The sequence below is a fragment of the Huintestinicola butyrica genome (assembly GCF_025567215.1).
Classification (GTDB): domain Bacteria; phylum Bacillota; class Clostridia; order Oscillospirales; family Ruminococcaceae; genus Huintestinicola; species Huintestinicola butyrica.
Window position 1 is genome coordinate 40,618 of record NZ_JAOQKB010000008.1, and the last position, 19,968, is coordinate 60,585.

Consider the following 19,968-nt stretch of genomic DNA (forward strand, 5'->3'; position numbering starts at 1 on the left):
GCCTTCTTCTGTAATAATCAGGCATTCACTGCTTCAAGAACAAGCTTGGAGGTATCAGCTACCTCAGCCTGACCGATAACAGTTCTGAGCTTACCTCTGCCCTTATAGAAATCTACGAGGGGAGCAGTAGCCTCATGGTATGTTTTCAGTCTGTTGATTACAGTTTCGGGAGCATCGTCCTTACGCTGAACAGCGTTGCCGCCGCACTTGTCGCATTTGCCCTCTACCTTGGGAGGGTTGAACTCAACGTGATAGGTAGCGCCGCAGCTCTCGCAGACTCTTCTGCCGCCCAGACGAGCCTTGATAGCCTCATCGGGAACGGAGATCTCGATTACCTTGTCGATCTGAACGCCCATAGTCTCCAGAGCCTCAGCCTGGGGAACTGTTCTGGGGAATCCGTCAAGAATAAAGCCGTTCTTGCAGTCGTCCTCAGCGATCCTGTCTTTCAGAATACCGATAACAACCTCATCTGGAACAAGAGCGCCTGCGTCCATAAAGCTCTTTGCCTTAAGACCGTACTCTGTACCGTTCTTTACGGCTGCTCTGAGAATATTGCCTGTAGAAATCTGGGGAATGTTAAGAGCATTGCTGATCACTTCAGCCTGAGTGCCCTTGCCTGCGCCGGGAGCGCCGAGCAAAATAAGATTCATACATTTCGTCCTTTCAGAGTTTCGGGGTAAGTGAATTATTCAAGGAAGCCCTTGTGATGACGCATCATCATCTGGGACTCCATAGTTCTGACGGTTTCAAGTACAACGCTTACGATGATCAGTATCGAAGTACCGCCCATGGAGATGTTCATAGCAGGAACTGCCATATGGAACAGAATGGGGAAGATAGCGATGATACCGAGGCATACAGCGCCGATAAGAGTAATCTTGGAAAGTACTCTCTGAATGAAATCGCTGGTAGGCTTACCGGGTCTTATACCGGGGATACCGCCGTTGTTCTGACGGAGGTTGTTTGCGATCTCAATAGGATTGTACTGCATTGAAACGTAGAAATAGTTGAATGCAATGATGAGAATGAAGTAGATCACTGCATACCAGCCGCTGGAGTAGTTGAAGAAGTTCAGGAATCCGTGATAGAATTTCTGACCAAAGCTCCATGTTGCAGGATCACCTGTAGGTGCTGCAACGAACATTTCGATCGTCTGAGGAATGGACATGAATGCCATTGCGAAGATGATAGGCATAACGCCGCTCATTGCGATCTTTACGGGAATGTGAGTGTTCTGACCGCCGTACTGCTTTCTTCCCACAACACGCTTAGCGTACTGAATGGGAATACGTCTTTCAGCCTCGTTCATAAGAACGATGAAGCCGATCATTACAACATAAATGAGAAGAACGAAGATAACGGGGAAAACGTACTTGTTGGGGTCGCTTATTGCGAGCTCAACCATATCCTTTACATCGCTGGGGCATCTTGCGACGATTCCGGCGAAGAGGATAATCGAGATACCGTTTCCGATACCGTTTTCGTTTACCAGGTTGCCGAGGAAAACGATGAGGTTTGAACCTGCGGTGAATACTGCCATAATAACTATAGCAGCGAACACGCCTTCAAAGCCTGAGGTGTAATCAACAGCGCCCATCTTTCTCATAGTGAGGTAATAAGCGTAGGACATAACCAGTGAGATAGCCAGTGCCACATATCCTGTGATCTTCTGTATCTTCTTTCTTCCCTCTTCGCCTTCCTTCTGGAGATTTTCCAGAGGAGGAAGCGCATAGGTGAGAAGCTGCACGATGATCGAAGCGTTGATATACGGCTGAATTGAAAGAGCAAATACTGTGCCCTTTGAGAGAGCGCCGCCCGAGAGCATATCCAGATATCCGAATATGTTTCCGTCCTGAACAATGTTCGATAGAGCATTGGGGTCAAGGAAGGGAACGGGAATTGCGCATCCGAGACGGAAGATAACGATAATGAGTAATGTGTATAAGAGCTTTTTTCTCAGCTCAGGTGTTTTCCAAGCATTGCGCATGGTCTCGAACACATTACATCACCTCAGCCTTCCCGCCTGCTTTCTCGATTTTTTCCTTAGCTGAAGCGGAAAAAGCTGCAGCCTTAACGGTAAGATTCTTGGTGAGTTCACCATTGCCGAGGATTTTAACGCCGTCGTTGGTCTTCTTGATGAGACCGCTTGCCTTGAGGAGATCAGCGTCAACAACTGTACCGTCAACAAACTGGTCAAGATCAGAAACATTAACAACGGAGTACTTAGTAGCGAAAATGTTGTTGAATCCTCTCTTAGGGATTCTTCTGGTCATGGGCATCTGGCCGCCTTCAAAGCCGGGTCTTACGCCGCCGCCTGAACGGGCATTCTGTCCCTTGTGGCCCTTGCCGGCAGTCTTGCCGTTGCCGGAGCCGTGACCTCTGCCGATTCTCTTGACATCCTTTACGGAGCCAGCGGCAGGAGAAAGTTCATATAACTTCATATCAATCGCACCTCCCTGCAATTTAAGCGTTAGTTACATTAACGAGGTGGGAAATCTTCTTGATTTTACCCTGAACAGCAGCGTTATCCTGCTGAGTAGTAGTATCGCCGATTTTTCTAAGACCGAGGGAATTAGCAGTAGCGATCTGGTCTTTCTTACAGCTGTTAAGACTTTTTACGAGCTTAATGGTAACCATTACTGTCATCCTCCTTAGCCTAAAATTTCCTTAACGGATTTGCCTCTTACTTCAGCAACTTCCTTAGCGCTGCGTAAGCTGGAGAGACCCTGAAGGGTAGCTCTTACAACGTTGCAAGCATTGTTGGAACGAAGAGACTTGGTTCTGATATCCTTGATACCGGCAACTTCGATAACGGCACGAACAGGACCACCTGCGATAACACCGGTACCGGGAGCAGCGGGCTTCATGAGAACACGGCCTGCGCCGAATTCGCCGATAACCTCGTGAGGAATGGTAGAGCCTCTGAGGGAAATCTTGATTAAATTCTTCTTAGCATCTTCGATACCCTTGCGGATAGCGTCAGGAACTTCTCCGGACTTTCCGATACCGAAGCCAACGGTACCGTTTCCGTCGCCGACTACAACGAGAGCGGCGAACTTGAAGATACGACCGCCCTTAACAGTCTTGGAAACTCTGTTAATGGCAACGACCTTTTCGGTGAGCTCGAGATTAGTAGCATCTATCTTAGCCAAAAGTATAACCTCCTTTAAAAGTTATCCGATTTAAAATAAATCAGAAGTTAAGACCGCCCTGTCTTGCACCGTCTGCAAGCTGAGCAACTCTGCCGTGGTAAAGGTAACCTGCTCTGTCGAAAACAACATCGGTGATACCCTTTTCCTTAGCAGCGGCAGCGATAGCCTCGCCAACCTTGAATGCGCCGTCCTTGTTGCCGCCATTGCCCTCGAAGCCCTTGTCCATAGAGGAAGCGCTTGCCAGAGTTACGCCTGCAACATCATCGATAAGCTGCGCATAAATATGCTTGGAGCTGCGGAATACATTGAGTCTGGGGCAGGTAGCAGTACCGCTGATCTTATAACGAACTCTTGCCTGTCTCTTGGCTCTTGCAGCCTTTCTGTTCATCTGCTTAACCATTTAATATTCAACTCCTTATCAAACTGGAGAATAGTAGTAACAACTGTCCCATTCTCTTTCGTATTGAGGGAAAACGTAAATTCGGTAAAAAATTACTTCTTACCCTTACCGGCCTTACCTTCCTTGCGGATGATATGCTCGCCGGTGTAGTGGATGCCCTTGCCCTTATAAGGCTCGGGAGGTCTCTTCTCACGGATCTCAGCAGCAAACTGACCAACAGCCTGCTTGTCGATGCCGTTTACGATGATCTTGGTAGCAGCGGGAACATCAATGGTGATGCCGTCGATCTCAGGAACGATAACCTGGTGTGAATAACCAAGGTTCATAACGAGATTCTTGCCCTGCTTCTGAGCTCTGTAACCGATACCGTCGATATCGAGGGACTTGGAGAAGCCGTGTGTAACACCTTCAACCATGTTGGATACGAGAGTTCTTGTAAGACCGTGGAGTGACTTGTGGAGCTTATCCTCAGTAGGACGCTCAACGATGATTTCGTTGCCTTCCAGCTTGATGATCATATCCTTGTGGAAGGACTTGGTAAGTGTACCCTTAGGACCCTTAACGGTAACAACGTGACCGTCGATCTTAACATCAACGCCTGCGGGAACAGCTATTGGCTTTCTACCTATTCTTGACATTGTACGTGTTCCTCCTTACCAAATAAATGCAAGGACTTCGCCGCCAACGTTAAGCTCTCTTGCCTTCTTGTCAGTCATAACTCCCTTGGAAGTTGACACAATAGCAATTCCGAGGCCCTTCATGACCTTGGGCATATCCTCACAGCTGGAGTAAATGCGGAGACCGGGCTTGGAAACTCTGCGCAGGCCGGTGATAACCTGAGATTTATTTTCGCCGTACTTGAGGGTAATTCTGATGATACCCTGCTTGCCGTCGTCAATTATCTGATAGCTCTTGATATAGCCTTCATCAACAAGAATCTGAGCGATTGCCTTCTTCATATTGGAAGCGGGCACATCTACAGTAGCGTGCTTAGCAGTGTTAGCGTTACGGATTCTTGTAAGGATATCGGCAATTGAATCGGTAATTTGCATACCTTTAACCTCCTTGTAAAAATTCAGCGGTTTAAGACGAAATCAGCCTGTGGTAATTTGATTACCAGCTTGCCTTCTTAACGCCGGGGATCTGACCCTTGTGAGCAAGCTCTCTGAAGCAGATTCTGCAAATTCCGAACTTTCTCATGTAAGCGTGGGGTCTGCCACAGATTTTACATCTGTTATAAGCTCTTGTAGAGTACTTAGGAGTTCTCTGCTGCTTGATCTTCATTGAAGTTTTAGCCATTTAATTAAACCTCCCAATTACTTTGCAAACGGAGCGCCCATGAGCTCGAGGAGCTCCTTAGCTTCTTCGTCTGTGTTTGCGGTAGTGATAATGTTGATATCCATACCACGAACCTTATCTATTTTATCGTACTCAATTTCGGGGAAAATGAGCTGCTCCTTGATACCGGTGGAGTAATTTCCTCTGCCGTCGAAGGAGTTGCCGTTGATTCCTCTGAAGTCACGTACACGGGGGAACGCAACATTGAAAAGTCTGTCGAGGAATTCGTACATCTTTTCGCCTCTGAGAGTAACCTTTACGCCGATAGGCATGCCCTCACGGATTTTGAAGTTTGCCACAGACTTCTTAGCACGGCAAACAACAGGCTTCTGACCTGTGATAAGAGCCAGGTCGTTCATGATAGCGTCGATGACCTTGGAATTGTCCTTAGCCTCGCCTGCGCCGACATTGATAACAACCTTGTCGATCTTGGGGATCTGCATAACGCTCTTGTAGCTGAACTTCTTCATAAGTGAGGGAGCTACTGTGCTGACATATAATTCCTTAAGATTTGCTGCCATGGTAGGTAACTCCTTTCATCAATAAGATTTGCCGCAGTCTGCATTCTTGCAAACTCTGGACTTGCTGCCGTCAGCTTCGATCTTGTGACCAAGTCTGGTAGGCTTGCCGCAGTGAGGGCAAACAGCCATAACCTTGCAGGCATAAAGGGGAGCTTCGCACTTTACGATGCCGCCCTGCTGGCCCATCTGACGGGGCTTAACATGCTTGGTAACGATATTGAGACCTTCAACGATAACCTTCTGCTCCTTGGGGGAAACCTCAAGAACCTTGCCCTGCTTGCCCTTGTCCTTACCGGAAAGGATAACAACAGTATCGCCGGTTTTAACGTGTAACTTATTCATAACTCGGCACCTCCATTAAAGTACTTCGGGAGCCAGAGAAAGAATCTTTGTAAAGTCCTTATCACGGAGCTCACGAGCAACAGGTCCGAAAATACGTGTTCCCTTGGGGTTCTTGTCCTCCTTGATGATAACTGCTGCGTTCTCATCAAAACGGATGTAAGTTCCGTCTTCTCTGCGGAGACCCTTTGCGGAACGAACGATTACTGCCTTAACAACGTCGCCCTTCTTAACAACGCCGCCTGGTGTTGCTTTTTTAACGGAAGCAACAACTACATCGCCGATATTAGCATATCTTCTGCGTGTGCCGCCCAGAACTCTGATGCACATAAGCTCCTTGGCACCTGTGTTATCAGCGACCTTTAAATAAGTCTGCATCTGTATCACAGCGCATTAACTCCTTCCTTAACAGTGAAATACGGCATTAGGCAGGTTTTGACCTGCCTGATACCGATTGATCACATTAAATAAATTATATCGTCTCAACGCTGCCGTGTGTTTCGTAGTAAATGTTACATCCGACCTGTAACGGCAACATTAAGATTATAACATACCGCAAGGCATTTGTCAATACCGCAGGGCAAAATTACCCCTTGGCATTTTAGACAAATTTCAAGCAAAGATTACTTAGCCTTTTCGATAACCTCAACAAGTCTCCATCTCTTATCCTTAGAAAGAGGACGAGTCTCCATGATCTCAACTCTGTCACCGATGTTGCAGACATTCTGCTCGTCGTGAGCCTTGAGCTTAATGGTTCTCTTGATGATCTTCTTGTAAAGGGGGTGCTTTACATTATCCTGAATTGCAACAACGATAGTCTTATCCATCTTATTGGAAACTACCTTGCCTACTCTTGTTTTTCTAAGATTTCTTTCAGCCATTATAATGTCCTCCCTTCACTTACTGAGCATTGGACTGCTCACGCATAATGGTCTTGATGCGGGCAATGTCCTTCTTAACAGCCTTTAATCTTGCGGGATTGTCAAGCTGGTTTACAGTGTGCTGGAAGCGAAGAGCGAAAAGCTCTTTCTTAAGGTCAACGAGCTTGTTTTCCAGCTCCTGTGCAGTCATATCTCTGATTTCTGAAGCCTTCATTAGTTGCTCGCCTCCTCTTCCTTAGCTACAAACTTGCACTTGATGGGGAGCTTGTGCATAGCGAGACGCATAGCCTCTCTTGCAGTCTCCTCGGGAACGCCGGCAATTTCAAAAAGAACTCTTCCGGGCTTTACGACAGCAACCCAGTATTCGGGAGAACCTTTACCGGAACCCATTCGGGTTTCAGCGGGCTTCTCAGTGATGGGCTTGTCGGGGAAAATCTTGATCCAAACCTGTCCGCCTCTCTTGATGTATCTTGTCATAGCGATACGGGCAGCCTCGATCTGGTTGGAGGTGATCCAAGCGGGCTCAAGAGCCTGAAGACCATACTCACCGTTGGAAACCTTGTTTCCTCTGAGAGCCTTACCGGTAAGTCTTCCTCTCTGAACTCTTCTGTACTTAACTCTCTTGGGAAGCAGCATTATGCATTACCTCCTTCATTCTTATTGGAGCGGGGTCTGTAACCGCCCTCACGTCTCTTGCCGTCATTGTTGCGGCGCTTTCTCTCAGGCTTTTCAGCGGGAGCCTTGTTAACTCTTGCTGCGGAAGCCTCGCCCTTAAGAATCTCACCCTTGTAGATCCAAACCTTTACGCCCAGACGACCGTAAGTGGTGTGAGCCTCAGCAAAACCGTAGTCAATATCGGCACGGATTGTCTGAAGGGGAATAGTACCCTCGTGGTAAGTCTCGGATCTTGCGATTTCAGCACCTGCAAGACGGCCGCCTACCTTAACCTTGATACCCTTAGCGCCGAGCTTCATGGAACGGCCGATAGCCTGCTTCATAGCTCTTCTGTAGGATACACGGTTCTCAAGCTGAGTAGCGATGTTCTCAGCAACGAGAGTAGCGTTGAGGTCAGGCTGCTTTACTTCAACGATGTTGATGTAAACAGACTTGCCCATCATCTTTTCAACGCTGAGACGGAGCTTTTCAATATTTTCGCCGCCGCGTCCGATAACGATACCGGGCTTAGCGCAGTAAACGTGAATTCTTACCTTATCGGCATATCTTTCGATCTCAACCTTAGGAACACCTGCGTCCTTGAGGCTCTTCTTGATGAAATTACGAACGTTGTAGTCCTCAACAAGAGTGTCGCCGAAAGCAGCCTTATTTGCAAACCAACGGGAATCCCAGTCCTGGATAACGCCTACACGCAGACCGTGGGGATTAACTTTCTGTCCCATAATTTACCTCCTCTTTCGACTTATTCTTTTTCTGCTACAACGAGAGTAACGTTGGATGTTCTCTTGTTGATGCGGAAAGCTCTGCCCTGTGCACGAGGCATAATGCGCTTCATGATAGGTCCGGGGCAAACGAAGCACTCGGAAACAATGAGATTCTCCTTGTTCATTCCGAAGTTATTTTCAGCGTTTGCAACAGCAGACTTCAAAAGCTTCTCCAGGTATTCGCAGGCAGACTTAGGTGTGTACTTTAAAATCGCCATAGCAGTTTCAACGTCCTTGCCTCTGATGAGGTCGAGAACGATCTGAACCTTTCTGGGTGCTATGCGAGCATTAGTTAATGATGCTCTTGCTTCCATTTAAAAATCTCTCCTCTCTACCTTACTTACCGTTGTTGGATGTCTTGGAGCCTGCATGGCCCTTGAATGTTCTTGTAGGTGCGAACTCGCCGAGCTTGTGACCTACCATATCCTCCGTAACATATACGGGAACGTGCTTTCTTCCGTCGTGGACAGCGAATGTGTGTCCTACGAAATCAGGGAAAATTGTTGAGGATCTGCTCCATGTCTTGAGTACCTTCTTCTCGCCGGCCTCATTCATGGCAATAACTCTCTTTAAAAGGACTTCCTGTACGTAAGGTCCCTTCTTGATACTTCTGCTCATTGGTTTTCCTCCCCTCTCAGATGTTTAGAGGCAAGATACTGCTGATTTTGTGCTTGACAAAATCAGCACTTCTCCCCTTTACGAATCCATGAGTATAATAATATTTTGAAGTTTACGCTGCGTCATGCAGCATATGATTACTTACCGTTTCTTCTCTTAACGATGAACTTATCGGAACGGTTATGAGTAGCTCTGGTCTTGTAACCGAGTGCGGGCTTGCCCCAAGGAGTAACAGGTCCGGGACGGCCGACAGGAGACTTACCTTCACCACCGCCGTGGGGGTGATCGTTGGGGTTCATGACAGAACCACGAACTGTAGGTCTGATGCCCTTGTGACGGGTACGTCCAGCCTTACCGAGGTTAACGTTCTCGTGATCGATGTTGCCTACCTGGCCGATAGTAGCCATGCACTCAGCAGCGATCTTTCTCATTTCACCGGAAGGAAGTCTTACGAGTGCGTACTCATCTTCCTTACCCATGAGCTGAGCCATGTTGCCTGCTGCTCTTACGAGCTGAGCGCCCTTGCCGGGATAAAGCTCAAGGTTGTGAATGAAGGTACCTACGGGGATATCAGCAAGTGCAAGTGCGTTACCGGGCTTGATATCAGCATCGGAGCCTGCTCTTACAACGTCGCCTACCTTAAGACCGTAGGGAGCAATGATATATCTCTTCTCGCCGTCCTCGTACTGAACGAGAGCGATGAAGGAGCTTCTGTTAGGATCGTACTCAAGAGTAAGAACAGTAGCGTTCATGCCCTGCTTATCTCTCTTGAAATCGATGATTCTGTACTTTCTTCTGTTTCCGCCGCCTCTGTGACGAACAGTGATACGACCATAGCTGTTTCTTCCTGCCTTCTTATCGAGAGAAGCGAGGAGGCTCTTTTCAGGAGCTACCTTGGAAAGCTCGCTGTAGTCAGTAACAGTCATCTGACGTCTTGAAGGGGACGTAGGCTTATATGACTTAATTGCCATGTGATTTCAACTCCTTAAAATGGTTTTGCGAAGAGCAATGCTCTCCATACATTCCGTTTCGGGAAGATCCCAAAAGGATTACATCATGCCGTCAAAGAATTCGATAGTCTTTGAATCAGCAGTCAGAGTAACGATTGCCTTCTTCCAAGCGGGAGTTGTGCCTCTGCTCAGGCCTACTCTCTTAGCACGTCCTCTGCAATTCATGGTGTTAACGCTTGCGACCTTAACGCCGAAGAGCTCTTCAACAGCCTTAGCGATCTCGATCTTGTTAGCATCCTTAGCAACCTTGAAAGTGTATTTGTTTTCCTGCAGTCCGCCAATGCTCTTCTCAGAGATGATGGGCTTGATAACGATATCCTGTGCAGTCATTATGCGTACACCTCCTCAATCTTTGCAACCGCATCCTTTACAACAACGAACTTGTCGTAGTTGAGGATGTCGTAAACGTTGATTGTGTTTACGAGAGCGGTCTTAACGCCGGGGATATTAGATGCGCTCTTGATGACCTTAGAGTCAACCTCGGGCATAACGATGAGAGCCTTCTGTCCCTCAGCGCCAACAGCCTTGAGCATCTTAACGATATCCTTGGTCTTGTACTCGTTCATAGCGATAGCGTCGAGAACGATCATATCGCCGGAAAGAACCTTAGAAGAAAGAGCAGACTTCATAGCCAGTCTCTTGAGCTTCTTGTTTACAGTGAAACGATAGGTTCTGGGCTTAGGTCCGAGAGCAATACCGCCGTGTGTCCACTGAGGAGCACGGATGGAACCCTGTCTTGCGTGACCTGTACCCTTCTGTCTCCAGGGCTTTCTTCCGCCGCCGCTTACCTCTGTACGGGTAAGAGTGGACTGTGTGCCCTGTCTCTGGTTAGCAAGGTAATTTACAACCATTGTGTGCATAGCAGGAACATTGGGAGTAATACCGAAAATTGCATCTGACAGCTCAATGTTGGAAACCTCATTACCTGTCATGTCCATAACTTTGATATTAGGCATTATCGCTTCCTCCTTCCATTAAGCTTTCTTAACGCAGTCAACGATTGTTACAATACCGTTCTTAGGACCGGGAATTGCGCCCTTAACTGCGATAAGGTTGTTTTCAGCATCGATCTTAACGATCTCAAGGTTCTGAACGGTTACCTTTTCAGCACCCATGTGTCCGGGGAGAGCCTTGCCCTTGAAGATTCTTGAAGGGGAAGAGCACGCACCCATGGAACCTGCGTGTCTGTGAACAGGACCGGTACCGTGAGTTTCCTTAAGTCTTGCATTGTTATTTCTCTTGATAGTACCCTGGAAGCCCTTACCCTTTGAAGTACCGCAAACATCAACGATGTCGCCTACCTCGAAAGAATCAGCCTTGAGTACGTCGCCCACGTTAAGGGACTCTGCATTGTCGAGTCTGAACTCCTTAAGTGTTCTCTTGAGAGCAACGTCAGCCTTTGCGAAGTGACCCTTCATAGGCTTGTTGACGAGCTTCTCTCTGATGTCGCCGAAGCCGCACTGTACTGCGCTGTAGCCGTCGTTTTCAACGGTTTTCTTCTGAACTACTACGCAGGGACCTGCTTCAACAACGGTAACAGGAATAACCTTTCCTGCTTCATCGAAAATCTGAGTCATGCCGATTTTCTTACCGATGATTGCCTTTGTCATGATTTTTTCCTCCCTTGGTTAATTGGTTGATCCCGTCGGACCAACATTGACCCCACATCGTCGGGATATCTTAGCTTAAAGCCTGAGATCGGATTACTTGATCTCCATTACGATATCAACGCCTGCGGGAAGCTCAAGACCCTGAAGAGCCTCTGTAGTCTTTGCAGTAGGACGGAGAACATCGATAAGTCTCTTATGAGTTCTGAGTTCGAACTGCTCACGGCTGTACTTATACTTGTGTACAGCACGGAGAATGGTAACGATCTCCTTGTCTGTAGGAAGAGGAATAGGACCGGAAACTCTTGCACCGCTGCGCTTAGCTGCATCAACAATCTTTGCTGCTGCTGCATCTACTACAGCATGGTCATAACCCTTGATCTTGATTCTGATTTTTTCATTGACTGCCACTTAAATCGCCTCCTATAAAATTTTGCATGGGGACGAGTTTGCAACACCCTTTTCCTGCCAAAACGTTTTACACGCTGCCGTGTGTTCCGCAGGAACCGCTATAAAAAAGCCCGCAGACAATCACTTGTCAGACGGGTTCAGCATAAATACACAAAGCACTCACCTATGGGTAAAGACCCACGGTTTGAGACACTAAACTGTGTTCGGTATTACAGCCGCCCGGTTTAAAATCGGACATACTCTGCGGAAATTCCCTTACATACCGTAAGCAACCTTCCGCTTCATCGCATATCATTCGCAGTCACGCAAGTAGTATTATAACACACGCATCTGCATTTTTCAATAGTCTGCGGAAATTTTATGCGTAGATTTTCTGCGCCGTTTTCCGCATTTTTTAGTTTATTCTGCACAAAAGCCTTATTTCCAGCCCCATTTATTGAAGTACATGAACATGGATCTGAGCTGTATGCGGAAATACTTATTGCTTTTCATATACGCACGCTCCCACAGATGGGTAACGCTTATCTGCGGCAGATACATTGTCCTGCCATACTTCTGAGCCTCTCTTGTCAGGTCTGCATCCTCGCTGTAAAGGAAGTATCTCTCGTCAAAGCCGCCTATACTTTTAAATATGTCAGTCCTTATGCAGATAAAGCAGCCCGAGCAGAAGCCGCAGTCCACAGGCTCAGTCACATTCTTCCCCCTCATGGTGTATTCGTCACGCCACCTTTTGAAAGGGTTGCCGAATTTCTCCAGCCTGCCGCCCATCATGTACTTCACGCTGGGGGTGAGCTTGGGGGTGAACTGCTCCGTGCCGTCCTCATAAACAAGCTTGGGCACCGCCATGACAACATCGTCATGGCTCTCAAAATAGTCAATAAACTCCCCCACTGCGTCATTGGTGAGAAAGATATCGGGGTTTATTATAAAATGGTACTTTGAATCAAGCATATCCATGACGGCGTTGTGGCCCTTGCCGAAGCCGCCGTTCTCGTGATTTTCCACCACAGTCACCTGTGGGAATTTTTGCCGTATGATATCCGCAGTGCCGTCAGCGGACATATTGTCCGATATTATCAGCCTGAAATCCAGGTCACGGGTCTGCTCCAGAATGGAAGCGACCACTTTTTCTATCTTGTCCGCATTATTATAGGTAACTATGCAGCCTGTGGCTTTGGGGCGTGTATTCATTTATATGCCTTCCTTATTATAGTTTGCTCCTGTACTCCACAGGCGGTATGTGCTCATACTTTTTAAAGACCGCAGAGAAATACGAGCTGTCGGGAAATCCCACAGTCTCGGCGATCTCGGAGATGCTCTTGTCGGAGAATACCAGCATTTCCTTTGCGTGCTGTATCCTTACCTTTGCCAGATATTCCATGGGGCGCATACGGAAGTTGCGCTTGAACAGCCTGCAAAGATGCTGCTCAGTGATGCCTGCAATATCCGAAAGAGTGCTGAGCTTTATCTGCTGGAAATAGTTGTCCTCAATGTACTGAAGAACATCTGCCAGAGCCGCAGTGTTCACTGATGAAAGCTCCGACTGACGGTTATCTGCCAGCTTGCGGTATTCTATCAGCAGGTCATAGAGATGAACGGAAGCGTAATGATTTCCGTAAAGCTTGTCACTTTTAATAGTATAGTATGCCTTGCCGATGATGCGCTGCATACGGTCACCACCGCCGTGAACGGCAAAGTGATTTAGTCCCCACTTTTCAAGCAGGGAAGCCGATTCATATCCGCTGAAGGACACCCAGTTGAGCACCCACGGCTCAGACACCGCCTGATAGCTGTGGGGACAGCCCGCAGGGATAAAGCAGACCGAATCCTTGGTCAGCTCATGCTCTGTGCCGTTAATAACAATTTTTCCCGCACCTCTGCGGGTAATGAGAAACTGCGGAAATTCATAGCCTGAAGGGCGGTTTATGGGAAACTGCCTGTATTCAACACCGATTCCTATCACATACAGCGGAAGCTCTTTTTCATCACCCAGAACGGGAAAAACCTGTTGCTGCACTTGTAATTTCTCTCCTTTGCAAATATGGATTCATATATATAAATAATAACACGAGCAGGCGGGCTTGTCAAGGCGGAACACAAGGCAGAATTATATAATATAGTATGTCCGGACAGACTGATTTTTCCGCATATCGGGGCTGAAAAACGGCAAAATAAGGCATTTCTGCATTTATGCCTGAAAAAAAAATACACAAAGAAAATTTGAACATCGGCGTAAATACGACACATAGCGAGAAAAATTGTCACTAAATTCAATAATCTCAGTTAAAATAAAATGTGCATTTTGACGAACAAGCTGTGCAAATGTACAATATTCCTAAAAACCACTTGATTTTTTCGGTCAATGAGTTATAATAGTAACAATGTGTAACCGCTTTGTAATTATTAAACGTTTTTGAACGTCGGGGCATACCCGTGAGAGCCTGCAAATTCTCCGATATGCTGTGCGTTACAGAGTGCAATCGGTTACATTTTGGCACATAAGCCAAAGATAAAAGAAATCAGTTGAAACCGAACGCATTTTATGTTATAATATCCCACATCTCGTACAAAAGACAGAGAAAGGAGATGCTGTATGAACAACGGAAAGCAGAACAAGCTCGTCCCCATGCTCAAGGCCCCCGTTACCTTCGCCGAAAACGTCGGTGCGCTGGTTTGCAGCTGTACAGAGCTTGCCGTTAAATATGCTGCCGCTTTTATCTGCGGAGCGGGCAGATACGTAAAAAATACCGTTGCACCTCTCGGAAGCAACATTGTACATCTGATAAAAACAGCTTCATCAAAGGCTTCCTCCTCCGCCGCAAAGCGCAGAGAGGATACAGCCGTAAAGCTTTCATCATTTAAAAGAAGAACCAAGATATTCGGCGCATGGCGTGCCGCAGTTATGCAGTTCAGAGAGAGCAGACTTGCCGCAAAGAGAAAAGGCGGCTCCGCAAAGGCTTTCCTTAACATCGCATTCCCCGCAGCCTCCATTGCACTGCTTGTTTTCTGCGTAAATACCGTAATGTCCACCGACTACGGCGTTTCCGTCGAGTATGATGGCGCTGAGGTCGGCGTTGTAAGCGGCGAAGAGGTTCTGGGCGAGGCTCAGTGCGTTGTAGCCGACAGAGTAAAGTATTACGATACCGACGGCGATGTTTACGTTACCGCAACCCTTTCCATCAAGCCTTTGGCTTCTGCCGATACCGTTATCGACCAGAATACACTGGCAGCAAAGATGGAAGACCGCATTTCCATGAAATACGACGAAAAGCAGCCCGAGGAATCCGAACACGAAACAGAGGAAGCAATTCCCGAAGCCATTGAGGGCAAGGTAAAGGCTTATGCCGTAAGAGTTGACGGTCAGGTGATCGGAGCAGTTGAGGATTATTCCTCTATCGAAGAAGCACTTGACGAAATAAAGCAGCCCTATGACTCAGGCGAGTACAGCGAGATAAACTTTGATAAGGATATCGAGTACGACCTTGAGGAATACGTTGATCCCGTAGAGCTTGTTGACCCCGAAGATGTTATATCCACACTTACAGGCAACGAAGCAGCTCCCGAGTATTACGAAGTACAGCCGGGCGACAACCTCTGGAAGATCGCCGATGCCAAGGGTATGACCCTTGCAGAGCTGAGCAGCTGCTACGCTACATATAACGGACAGGTCATCGATGACCTTGAAAACAGCATTCTCAGGGTAGGAACTCTTATCAAGATCGAATCCGAGGTACCCTATCTCCAGGTAGAGTGCAACAAGGAGCAGACTTTCAGAAGCACCATCACCCACGAGACCATCACCATCGAAGATCCCGAGCTTCCCGAGGGACAGACCATAGTCGAGACAGAGGGTCGTGACGGCGAGAAGCTTTCCAGAAAGCTTGTTACATACAGAGACGATACCGTTATCAGGAAAAAGACCATTGATACGATTATTGTTGAGCAGCCTGTTTCCGAGATAATCAGAATAGGCACAGCAAAGGCTTCCGATATTCCCTACGACGCTCCCGAGTTCATCACCGCAAGCGGTTCGGGCGAATATGTATGGCCTGTTGACGGCGGATATATCTCCTCCCACCAGGGCGACGGAAGAAACCACAAGGGCATCGACATAGCAGCTCCCTATGGCACGCCCATTTACGCTGCCGCAAGCGGAACAGTTACCGATGCAGGCACAGGCTGGAACGGCGGCTACGGAAACTGCATCGTTATCGAGAATGACGACGGAAATGTTACCGTATATGCCCATCAGGCAGAGCTTGCCGCAGAGTTAGGCGACTATATCGAGGCAGGTCAGCTTATCGGATATGTGGGCAGCACAGGTGATTCCACAGGAAACCACCTCCACTTCGAGATACGCAAGGACGGCAAGTACCTTGACCCCGAAAACTTTGTAGCACAGTAAAAATAAAAGTCGGATACCGTATGGCGTCCGACTTTTTTATATGTCATCATATAAACAAAAGAACAGACCTCCCTGCACCACACGCACGGAGGTCTGTTTTCAGTTCTTATCAAAAAGCGAATTTACACTGTTCAGCATATCATACGCCTGCTTCGGAAGGCTTCCGCTGCCGCCAAAGCTGCTCTCCACCTGAGAAAATGCGGAAAGCACAGCCGATCTCATCATGTCCATCATTTCGCTGTCACCATCGGAAAAAAACTTTGCAATGTCAAAAATACGCTTTGCAGATGCCTCACCCGTCCAGTCCATGCCGCTCAGGGACTCAAATATGCCGTGAGCAGTGGTCAGGTCTATCTCATCGCCGTCAATAAACATTTTCAGCAGGTCATGATTTTCGCAGGCAGTCTCATCGCCGCTGAAAAAATCAGCAAGCATTCTCCGTGCAGTCTCCACATGGGCAAGGCGCTCCTCCAGAATAGCCCCCAGCAGCGATTCATCTGCCTCAGGCTCCTTTTCGGCGGAAGTTTCGGGCTTTGAACCCATAAGCTCGGTAAATACGGGAAGCTTTTTAAGACTGTGTATCTCATGCACCGCAGAATGTGACTGCGAAGATGCCTTTATGCAGGTATTCTCGATCCTGTCCTGTGAGGACTGCAAAGATATAATGTCTGACAAAGATGCTGTGTCGCTGACATCAGCCTGTCGAACTTCCGCTGTCTGAAATGTCGCATAAGCGCTTGCTGCGCCTGCCAATACTTGTGCTGTCATGTTTACATCCCCCTTTATCAAAAATTACCGCAAAAACCTCGTTATCTTATATATCGGCAGAAAAGATAGATACTTTAACTATTTTTCTTTTGATTATTTCACCACTATTTGTGCGAAAATTACATTTTTGAATTAAAGCTGAATGGCAACGGTTTTACCGATTGACAACTCAATCCGTGTGTGCTAAAATTTTCATTATAGCAATAGGTCAGTAAGGAGGACTTGAAGTGAGCAGATTCAGGGATTTGCTTGACGATATAACAGGAGGAAAATACTCCCCCGTAAAACGAATGTCCTCGGCAAGGATAATCGCCGCAGGATACCTTATACTCATACTCATCGGAACTTGTCTGCTGATGCTCCCCTTTGCATCTAAGGGCGAGCCGCCCCGCTTTGCGGACGCAATGTTCACAGCCACATCAGCCTCGTGCGTTACGGGACTGATAGTTTACGATACTTTCAGCCAGTGGACGATTTTCGGGCAGATAGTGCTGATAATCCTTATCCAGATAGGCGGAATGGGATTTATGACCATAATCTCGCTGGCAGCACTGGCAACAGGCAGAAAGATCGGTCTGAAAGAGCGCAGCGTGCTGAGCGAAAGCGTGAACAAACCCGAGCTTGGCGGAATAATACGCATGGTGAAAAAGATCGCCACAGGAACATTCATTTGCGAAGGCATAGGCGCATTGCTCCTATCCACACGGTTCATACCTAAAATGGGGCTTCTGCAGGGCATAGGCAACTCGGCCTTCCTTGCGATCTCCGCATTCTGCAACGCAGGTTTTGACCTTAACGGCCAATACGGCGCATATTCCTCACTATGCGAGTTCAGGAGCGACCCCGTGGTGAACATCACCGCCTGCCTGCTTATACTTTCGGGCGGCATAGGCTTTATGGTCTGGGACGATATCGTAAAATATAAGCTGAAATTCCGTTCATACAGGCTCCACAGCAAAATAGCCCTTTCCATGACCGCAGCCCTTACCCTTATCGGAACAGCACTTTTCTTCATCTTTGAGCATAATAACACCGCCGCAGGACTGGGCTTCGGCGAAGAGCTTCTGCTGGCATTATTTAACTCCGTTACCCCCCGTACCGCAGGCTTCAACACAGTTGATACGGCAGCTCTCAGCCCCGCATCGACAATACTTACCATCTGCTACATGTTCATAGGCGGAAGCCCCGGCTCCACCGCAGGCGGCGTAAAGACCGTCACCGTGGCAGTGCTTTTCCTTGCGGCGATTGCCAGCATGAGGAACGATGAGGACATCAACCTTTTCGGCAGGCGGCTTGAAGAAGATATGCCCAAGAAAGCTCTTTCCGTAGCAGCGTTCAGCCTTACCCTTATCGTCATCGGCGTTACAGCCATCTGCGGCATACAGCCCGAGCTTGACCCCACAGACGTGGTATTTGAGGCAGTTTCGGCGATAAATACCGTGGGAATGACCACAGGCATCACCCGTGACCTGAACAGCATTTCACGCATCATAATCATGCTGATGATGTACTGCGGCAGAGTGGGAAGTGTTTCCTTTGCGCTCATATTCACCAACACCAAACGATACAGCGGCGTGAGAAATCCCGAGGAGACCATAAGCGTAGGATAAGGAGACCAATATGGAATTTGCGGAATACGGCAGCAAAAATGCCCCCACTCTTATATTCATTCACGGCTCATGCACCACAGCCGAGACCTGCTATTCAAAGGTAGCCGAAGCACTGAAAGACAATTATCACTGCGTACTTTGCAGGCTGGACGGTCACTATGACGGTTCGCCCGACTTTGTTTCCCTTGATAAAGAGGCGGAGCAGATAGAAGAGTATGTACAGCAAAACCGAAACGGCAGCGTATATGCCCTTATCGGGCTGTCCCTCGGCTCCACCATATGCGTCCATCTGCTCACAAGAAAGAAAATTTCCGTCAGCAAGGTGTTCCTTGACGGCGTGTATGTGCAGAACAAGGGCGCTCTGTACTCCAATATGTGTGCGTTGATGTGCAATATCGGCATCGGCTATATGCGAAAGGGTGGAAAAGTCCCCGACAAGCTGATAGAAACGGTTTTCGGCAAGGGCAACAGAAGCGTTGTGGATATGATGTACAGCGGCACATCAAAGATAACGGTAAAGAACGTGTGCAGGCAGGTCTATGAGTATAAGCTTGGCAATATCACCGCCGACGGCGTTGATATAATCAGCCTGAGAGGCGAATATGAGCCTATACCCACTGCATCATTCAAGCTGCTGAAAGAACATATCCCCCATATCCGTGAAAAAGTCATACCAAACTGCGGTCACGCCCAGTTTCTCAATGAACAGCCTGATAAATATATCCGTCTGCTGACGGAATTTCTGAAAAACTGATGATACAAAAAGGAGAATATCTATGCGTTCTGTACTTATAATCGGTCTTGGAAGATTCGGCAATCATCTTGCCGCAAAATTTGCCGAGCTTGGGAACGACGTAATGGTCGTTGATAATAACGAGGACAATATCCGTGCCGTAATGCACAGCACCTGCAGCGCAAAAATAGCCGACTGCACAAAGGAAGAGGCTTTGAGAAGCCTTGGCGTGGGAAATTTTGATATCTGCTTTGTGTGCATAGGAAGCAACTTTCAGGCAAGCCTTGAAATAACAAGCCAGCTCAAAGAGCTGGGAGCAAAAAAAGTAGTCAGCAAAGCAAGCACAGCAATACACGCAAAGTTCCTTGCACGAAACGGCGCAGACGAGGTAGTATATCCCGAGCGTGACCGTGCGGAAAAGCTGGCAGTGCAGTACAGCGTGTCAAACATCTTTGATTTTATAGAGCTTTCCGACGATACGGGAATTTATGAGATACCCATTATCAGCAGCTGGAGCGGCCACAGCATCATACAGCTGAATATACGCAATAAATATAATCTCAATATACTTGCCATCAAAAAGGGTGACGAGCTTATCACTATCCCCACCGCCGAATACGTGTTTGATAAGGACGACCACGCCATAGTCCTCGGCAGGCAGAGAGATGTGGAAAAGATACTGAAAAATATAGGATAAGCAAAAATCCCGTGAAGCATAAGCCTCACGGGACATTTT

Annotated in this window: 30 protein-coding genes; 4 read left to right on the top strand and 26 right to left on the bottom strand. The window is 47.7% G+C overall.

From position 1 onward, the window contains the following. Positions 1-17 precede the first annotated feature (17 nt). The 25 genes from OCV68_RS09455 to OCV68_RS09575 all read right to left on the bottom strand — a co-directional run bounded on the left by OCV68_RS09455 (position 18) and on the right by OCV68_RS09575 (position 13,733). Positions 18-650: an adenylate kinase gene (locus OCV68_RS09455; protein ID WP_022475276.1), complete on the bottom strand. Its 633-nt coding sequence runs from the start codon at positions 648-650 to the stop codon at positions 18-20. Positions 651-685: 35 nt separating this feature from the next. After that, a complete protein-coding gene (secY, locus tag OCV68_RS09460) occupies positions 686-1,999 on the bottom strand; it encodes a preprotein translocase subunit SecY (protein ID WP_022475277.1) in 1,314 nt (437 codons plus the stop codon). Position 2,000: 1 nt separating this feature from the next. After that, positions 2,001-2,441 carry a 50S ribosomal protein L15 gene (gene rplO, locus OCV68_RS09465; protein ID WP_022475278.1) on the bottom strand — a complete coding sequence of 147 codons (441 nt, stop codon included), beginning with the start codon at positions 2,439-2,441 and terminating at the stop codon, positions 2,001-2,003. Between the two features lie 22 nt (positions 2,442-2,463). Next, positions 2,464-2,637, bottom strand: a complete 174-nt coding sequence (gene rpmD / locus OCV68_RS09470) for a 50S ribosomal protein L30 (RefSeq protein ID WP_022475279.1) — start codon at positions 2,635-2,637, stop codon at positions 2,464-2,466. A gap of 14 nt (positions 2,638-2,651) precedes the next feature. Then, on the bottom strand, positions 2,652-3,152 hold the full coding sequence (gene rpsE, locus OCV68_RS09475; RefSeq protein ID WP_022475280.1) for a 30S ribosomal protein S5: 501 nt from the start codon (positions 3,150-3,152) through the stop codon (positions 2,652-2,654). 40 nt (positions 3,153-3,192) lie between these two features. After that, the gene (rplR, locus tag OCV68_RS09480; protein ID WP_022475281.1) at positions 3,193-3,552 is read right to left on the bottom strand and encodes a 50S ribosomal protein L18; all 360 of its coding nucleotides are present in this window, start codon (positions 3,550-3,552) and stop codon (positions 3,193-3,195) included. Positions 3,553-3,644: 92 nt separating this feature from the next. After that, a complete protein-coding gene (gene rplF, locus OCV68_RS09485; protein WP_022475282.1) occupies positions 3,645-4,190 on the bottom strand; it encodes a 50S ribosomal protein L6 in 546 nt (181 codons plus the stop codon). Between the two features lie 15 nt (positions 4,191-4,205). Next, positions 4,206-4,604, bottom strand: coding sequence for a 30S ribosomal protein S8 (rpsH, locus tag OCV68_RS09490; RefSeq protein ID WP_022475283.1), 399 nt, complete (start codon positions 4,602-4,604; stop codon positions 4,206-4,208). Between the two features lie 61 nt (positions 4,605-4,665). Then, on the bottom strand, positions 4,666-4,851 hold the full coding sequence (locus OCV68_RS09495; protein WP_022475284.1) for a type Z 30S ribosomal protein S14: 186 nt from the start codon (positions 4,849-4,851) through the stop codon (positions 4,666-4,668). Positions 4,852-4,868: 17 nt separating this feature from the next. Further along, positions 4,869-5,411 (bottom strand): 50S ribosomal protein L5, encoded by a 543-nt coding sequence (rplE, locus tag OCV68_RS09500; RefSeq protein WP_022475285.1) that lies wholly within the window; start codon positions 5,409-5,411, stop codon positions 4,869-4,871. An 18-nt stretch (positions 5,412-5,429) separates the two neighbouring features. After that, complete coding sequence (rplX, locus tag OCV68_RS09505) at positions 5,430-5,753, bottom strand: 50S ribosomal protein L24 (RefSeq protein ID WP_022475286.1); 324 nt, start codon at positions 5,751-5,753, stop codon at positions 5,430-5,432. A gap of 15 nt (positions 5,754-5,768) precedes the next feature. Further along, the gene (rplN, locus tag OCV68_RS09510; RefSeq protein ID WP_022475287.1) at positions 5,769-6,137 is read right to left on the bottom strand and encodes a 50S ribosomal protein L14; all 369 of its coding nucleotides are present in this window, start codon (positions 6,135-6,137) and stop codon (positions 5,769-5,771) included. 236 nt (positions 6,138-6,373) lie between these two features. Then, positions 6,374-6,631, bottom strand: coding sequence for a 30S ribosomal protein S17 (rpsQ, locus tag OCV68_RS09515; protein WP_022475288.1), 258 nt, complete (start codon positions 6,629-6,631; stop codon positions 6,374-6,376). Positions 6,632-6,650: 19 nt separating this feature from the next. Then, positions 6,651-6,845 carry a 50S ribosomal protein L29 gene (gene rpmC / locus OCV68_RS09520; RefSeq protein ID WP_022475289.1) on the bottom strand — a complete coding sequence of 65 codons (195 nt, stop codon included), beginning with the start codon at positions 6,843-6,845 and terminating at the stop codon, positions 6,651-6,653. Continuing rightward, entirely contained in the window at positions 6,845-7,267 is a 423-nt protein-coding gene (rplP, locus tag OCV68_RS09525) for a 50S ribosomal protein L16 (protein ID WP_022475290.1), read from the bottom strand. Before rplP ends, rpmC begins: the two co-directional genes overlap by 1 nt. Then, complete coding sequence (rpsC, locus tag OCV68_RS09530; protein WP_022475291.1) at positions 7,267-8,028, bottom strand: 30S ribosomal protein S3; 762 nt, start codon at positions 8,026-8,028, stop codon at positions 7,267-7,269. The genes rplP and rpsC overlap by 1 nt, the downstream gene beginning before the upstream one ends. 20 nt (positions 8,029-8,048) lie before the next feature. Beyond that, complete coding sequence (gene rplV / locus OCV68_RS09535; RefSeq protein ID WP_022475292.1) at positions 8,049-8,384, bottom strand: 50S ribosomal protein L22; 336 nt, start codon at positions 8,382-8,384, stop codon at positions 8,049-8,051. A gap of 22 nt (positions 8,385-8,406) precedes the next feature. Further along, a complete protein-coding gene (gene rpsS, locus OCV68_RS09540) occupies positions 8,407-8,688 on the bottom strand; it encodes a 30S ribosomal protein S19 (protein WP_022475293.1) in 282 nt (93 codons plus the stop codon). Between the two features lie 137 nt (positions 8,689-8,825). Continuing rightward, positions 8,826-9,659: a 50S ribosomal protein L2 gene (rplB, locus tag OCV68_RS09545; RefSeq protein WP_022475294.1), complete on the bottom strand. Its 834-nt coding sequence runs from the start codon at positions 9,657-9,659 to the stop codon at positions 8,826-8,828. Positions 9,660-9,737: 78 nt separating this feature from the next. After that, complete coding sequence (rplW, locus tag OCV68_RS09550) at positions 9,738-10,028, bottom strand: 50S ribosomal protein L23 (RefSeq protein ID WP_022475295.1); 291 nt, start codon at positions 10,026-10,028, stop codon at positions 9,738-9,740. After that, a complete protein-coding gene (gene rplD, locus OCV68_RS09555; RefSeq protein WP_022475296.1) occupies positions 10,028-10,654 on the bottom strand; it encodes a 50S ribosomal protein L4 in 627 nt (208 codons plus the stop codon). Before rplD ends, rplW begins: the two co-directional genes overlap by 1 nt. 18 nt (positions 10,655-10,672) lie before the next feature. Next, positions 10,673-11,308, bottom strand: coding sequence for a 50S ribosomal protein L3 (gene rplC, locus OCV68_RS09560; RefSeq protein WP_147622099.1), 636 nt, complete (start codon positions 11,306-11,308; stop codon positions 10,673-10,675). A 93-nt stretch (positions 11,309-11,401) separates the two neighbouring features. Then, positions 11,402-11,716: a 30S ribosomal protein S10 gene (gene rpsJ, locus OCV68_RS09565; protein ID WP_262572229.1), complete on the bottom strand. Its 315-nt coding sequence runs from the start codon at positions 11,714-11,716 to the stop codon at positions 11,402-11,404. Between the two features lie 417 nt (positions 11,717-12,133). Further along, positions 12,134-12,907 (bottom strand): glycosyltransferase family 2 protein, encoded by a 774-nt coding sequence (locus OCV68_RS09570; RefSeq protein ID WP_022475299.1) that lies wholly within the window; start codon positions 12,905-12,907, stop codon positions 12,134-12,136. 16 nt (positions 12,908-12,923) lie between these two features. Continuing rightward, complete coding sequence (locus tag OCV68_RS09575) at positions 12,924-13,733, bottom strand: AraC family transcriptional regulator (RefSeq protein ID WP_262572231.1); 810 nt, start codon at positions 13,731-13,733, stop codon at positions 12,924-12,926. A 576-nt stretch (positions 13,734-14,309) separates the two neighbouring features. Between OCV68_RS09575 and OCV68_RS09580 the strand changes: the two genes are divergently transcribed. Next, positions 14,310-16,121 (top strand): M23 family metallopeptidase, encoded by a 1,812-nt coding sequence (locus OCV68_RS09580; RefSeq protein ID WP_262572232.1) that lies wholly within the window; start codon positions 14,310-14,312, stop codon positions 16,119-16,121. A gap of 99 nt (positions 16,122-16,220) precedes the next feature. Here OCV68_RS09580 and OCV68_RS09585 read toward each other — a convergent pair whose 3' ends face one another. After that, a complete protein-coding gene (locus tag OCV68_RS09585; protein ID WP_022475302.1) occupies positions 16,221-16,889 on the bottom strand; it encodes a hypothetical protein in 669 nt (222 codons plus the stop codon). 227 nt (positions 16,890-17,116) lie between these two features. Between OCV68_RS09585 and OCV68_RS09590 the strand changes: the two genes are divergently transcribed. From OCV68_RS09590 to OCV68_RS09600, 3 genes are read left to right on the top strand one after another with little or no spacing between them, the layout of a single operon-like run. Further along, positions 17,117-18,499 (top strand): TrkH family potassium uptake protein, encoded by a 1,383-nt coding sequence (locus OCV68_RS09590; RefSeq protein ID WP_022475303.1) that lies wholly within the window; start codon positions 17,117-17,119, stop codon positions 18,497-18,499. Between the two features lie 10 nt (positions 18,500-18,509). Further along, positions 18,510-19,253, top strand: coding sequence for an alpha/beta fold hydrolase (locus OCV68_RS09595; RefSeq protein ID WP_262572237.1), 744 nt, complete (start codon positions 18,510-18,512; stop codon positions 19,251-19,253). Between the two features lie 22 nt (positions 19,254-19,275). Next, complete coding sequence (locus tag OCV68_RS09600; RefSeq protein WP_147622104.1) at positions 19,276-19,929, top strand: potassium channel family protein; 654 nt, start codon at positions 19,276-19,278, stop codon at positions 19,927-19,929. The last annotated feature ends 39 nt before the right edge of the window (positions 19,930-19,968 follow it).

Coding starts and splice junctions, on each gene's coding strand:
- rplF (WP_022475282.1), bottom strand. CDS start 4,190: ATGTCAAGAATAGGTAGAAAGCCAATAGCTGTTCCCGCAGGCGTTGAT.
- rplX (WP_022475286.1), bottom strand. CDS start 5,753: ATGAATAAGTTACACGTTAAAACCGGCGATACTGTTGTTATCCTTTCC.
- rpmD (WP_022475279.1), bottom strand. CDS start 2,637: ATGGTTACCATTAAGCTCGTAAAAAGTCTTAACAGCTGTAAGAAAGAC.
- rpsC (WP_022475291.1), bottom strand. CDS start 8,028: ATGGGACAGAAAGTTAATCCCCACGGTCTGCGTGTAGGCGTTATCCAG.
- rplR (WP_022475281.1), bottom strand. CDS start 3,552: ATGGTTAAGCAGATGAACAGAAAGGCTGCAAGAGCCAAGAGACAGGCA.
- rplO (WP_022475278.1), bottom strand. CDS start 2,441: ATGAAGTTATATGAACTTTCTCCTGCCGCTGGCTCCGTAAAGGATGTC.
- rplD (WP_022475296.1), bottom strand. CDS start 10,654: ATGCCTAATATCAAAGTTATGGACATGACAGGTAATGAGGTTTCCAAC.
- rplP (WP_022475290.1), bottom strand. CDS start 7,267: ATGCTGCTTCCCAAGAGAGTTAAGTACAGAAGAGTTCAGAGAGGAAGA.
- OCV68_RS09570 (WP_022475299.1), bottom strand. CDS start 12,907: ATGAATACACGCCCCAAAGCCACAGGCTGCATAGTTACCTATAATAAT.
- rpmC (WP_022475289.1), bottom strand. CDS start 6,845: ATGAAGGCTTCAGAAATCAGAGATATGACTGCACAGGAGCTGGAAAAC.
- rpsS (WP_022475293.1), bottom strand. CDS start 8,688: ATGAGCAGAAGTATCAAGAAGGGACCTTACGTACAGGAAGTCCTTTTA.
- rplB (WP_022475294.1), bottom strand. CDS start 9,659: ATGGCAATTAAGTCATATAAGCCTACGTCCCCTTCAAGACGTCAGATG.
- OCV68_RS09600 (WP_147622104.1), top strand. CDS start 19,276: ATGCGTTCTGTACTTATAATCGGTCTTGGAAGATTCGGCAATCATCTT.
- OCV68_RS09455 (WP_022475276.1), bottom strand. CDS start 650: ATGAATCTTATTTTGCTCGGCGCTCCCGGCGCAGGCAAGGGCACTCAG.
- OCV68_RS09585 (WP_022475302.1), bottom strand. CDS start 16,889: ATGACAGCACAAGTATTGGCAGGCGCAGCAAGCGCTTATGCGACATTT.
- OCV68_RS09595 (WP_262572237.1), top strand. CDS start 18,510: ATGGAATTTGCGGAATACGGCAGCAAAAATGCCCCCACTCTTATATTC.
- rplW (WP_022475295.1), bottom strand. CDS start 10,028: ATGACTGCACAGGATATCGTTATCAAGCCCATCATCTCTGAGAAGAGC.
- rplE (WP_022475285.1), bottom strand. CDS start 5,411: ATGGCAGCAAATCTTAAGGAATTATATGTCAGCACAGTAGCTCCCTCA.
- rplV (WP_022475292.1), bottom strand. CDS start 8,384: ATGGAAGCAAGAGCATCATTAACTAATGCTCGCATAGCACCCAGAAAG.
- OCV68_RS09580 (WP_262572232.1), top strand. CDS start 14,310: ATGAACAACGGAAAGCAGAACAAGCTCGTCCCCATGCTCAAGGCCCCC.
- rpsQ (WP_022475288.1), bottom strand. CDS start 6,631: ATGGCTGAAAGAAATCTTAGAAAAACAAGAGTAGGCAAGGTAGTTTCC.
- rplC (WP_147622099.1), bottom strand. CDS start 11,308: ATGACAAAGGCAATCATCGGTAAGAAAATCGGCATGACTCAGATTTTC.
- rpsH (WP_022475283.1), bottom strand. CDS start 4,604: ATGCAAATTACCGATTCAATTGCCGATATCCTTACAAGAATCCGTAAC.
- OCV68_RS09495 (WP_022475284.1), bottom strand. CDS start 4,851: ATGGCTAAAACTTCAATGAAGATCAAGCAGCAGAGAACTCCTAAGTAC.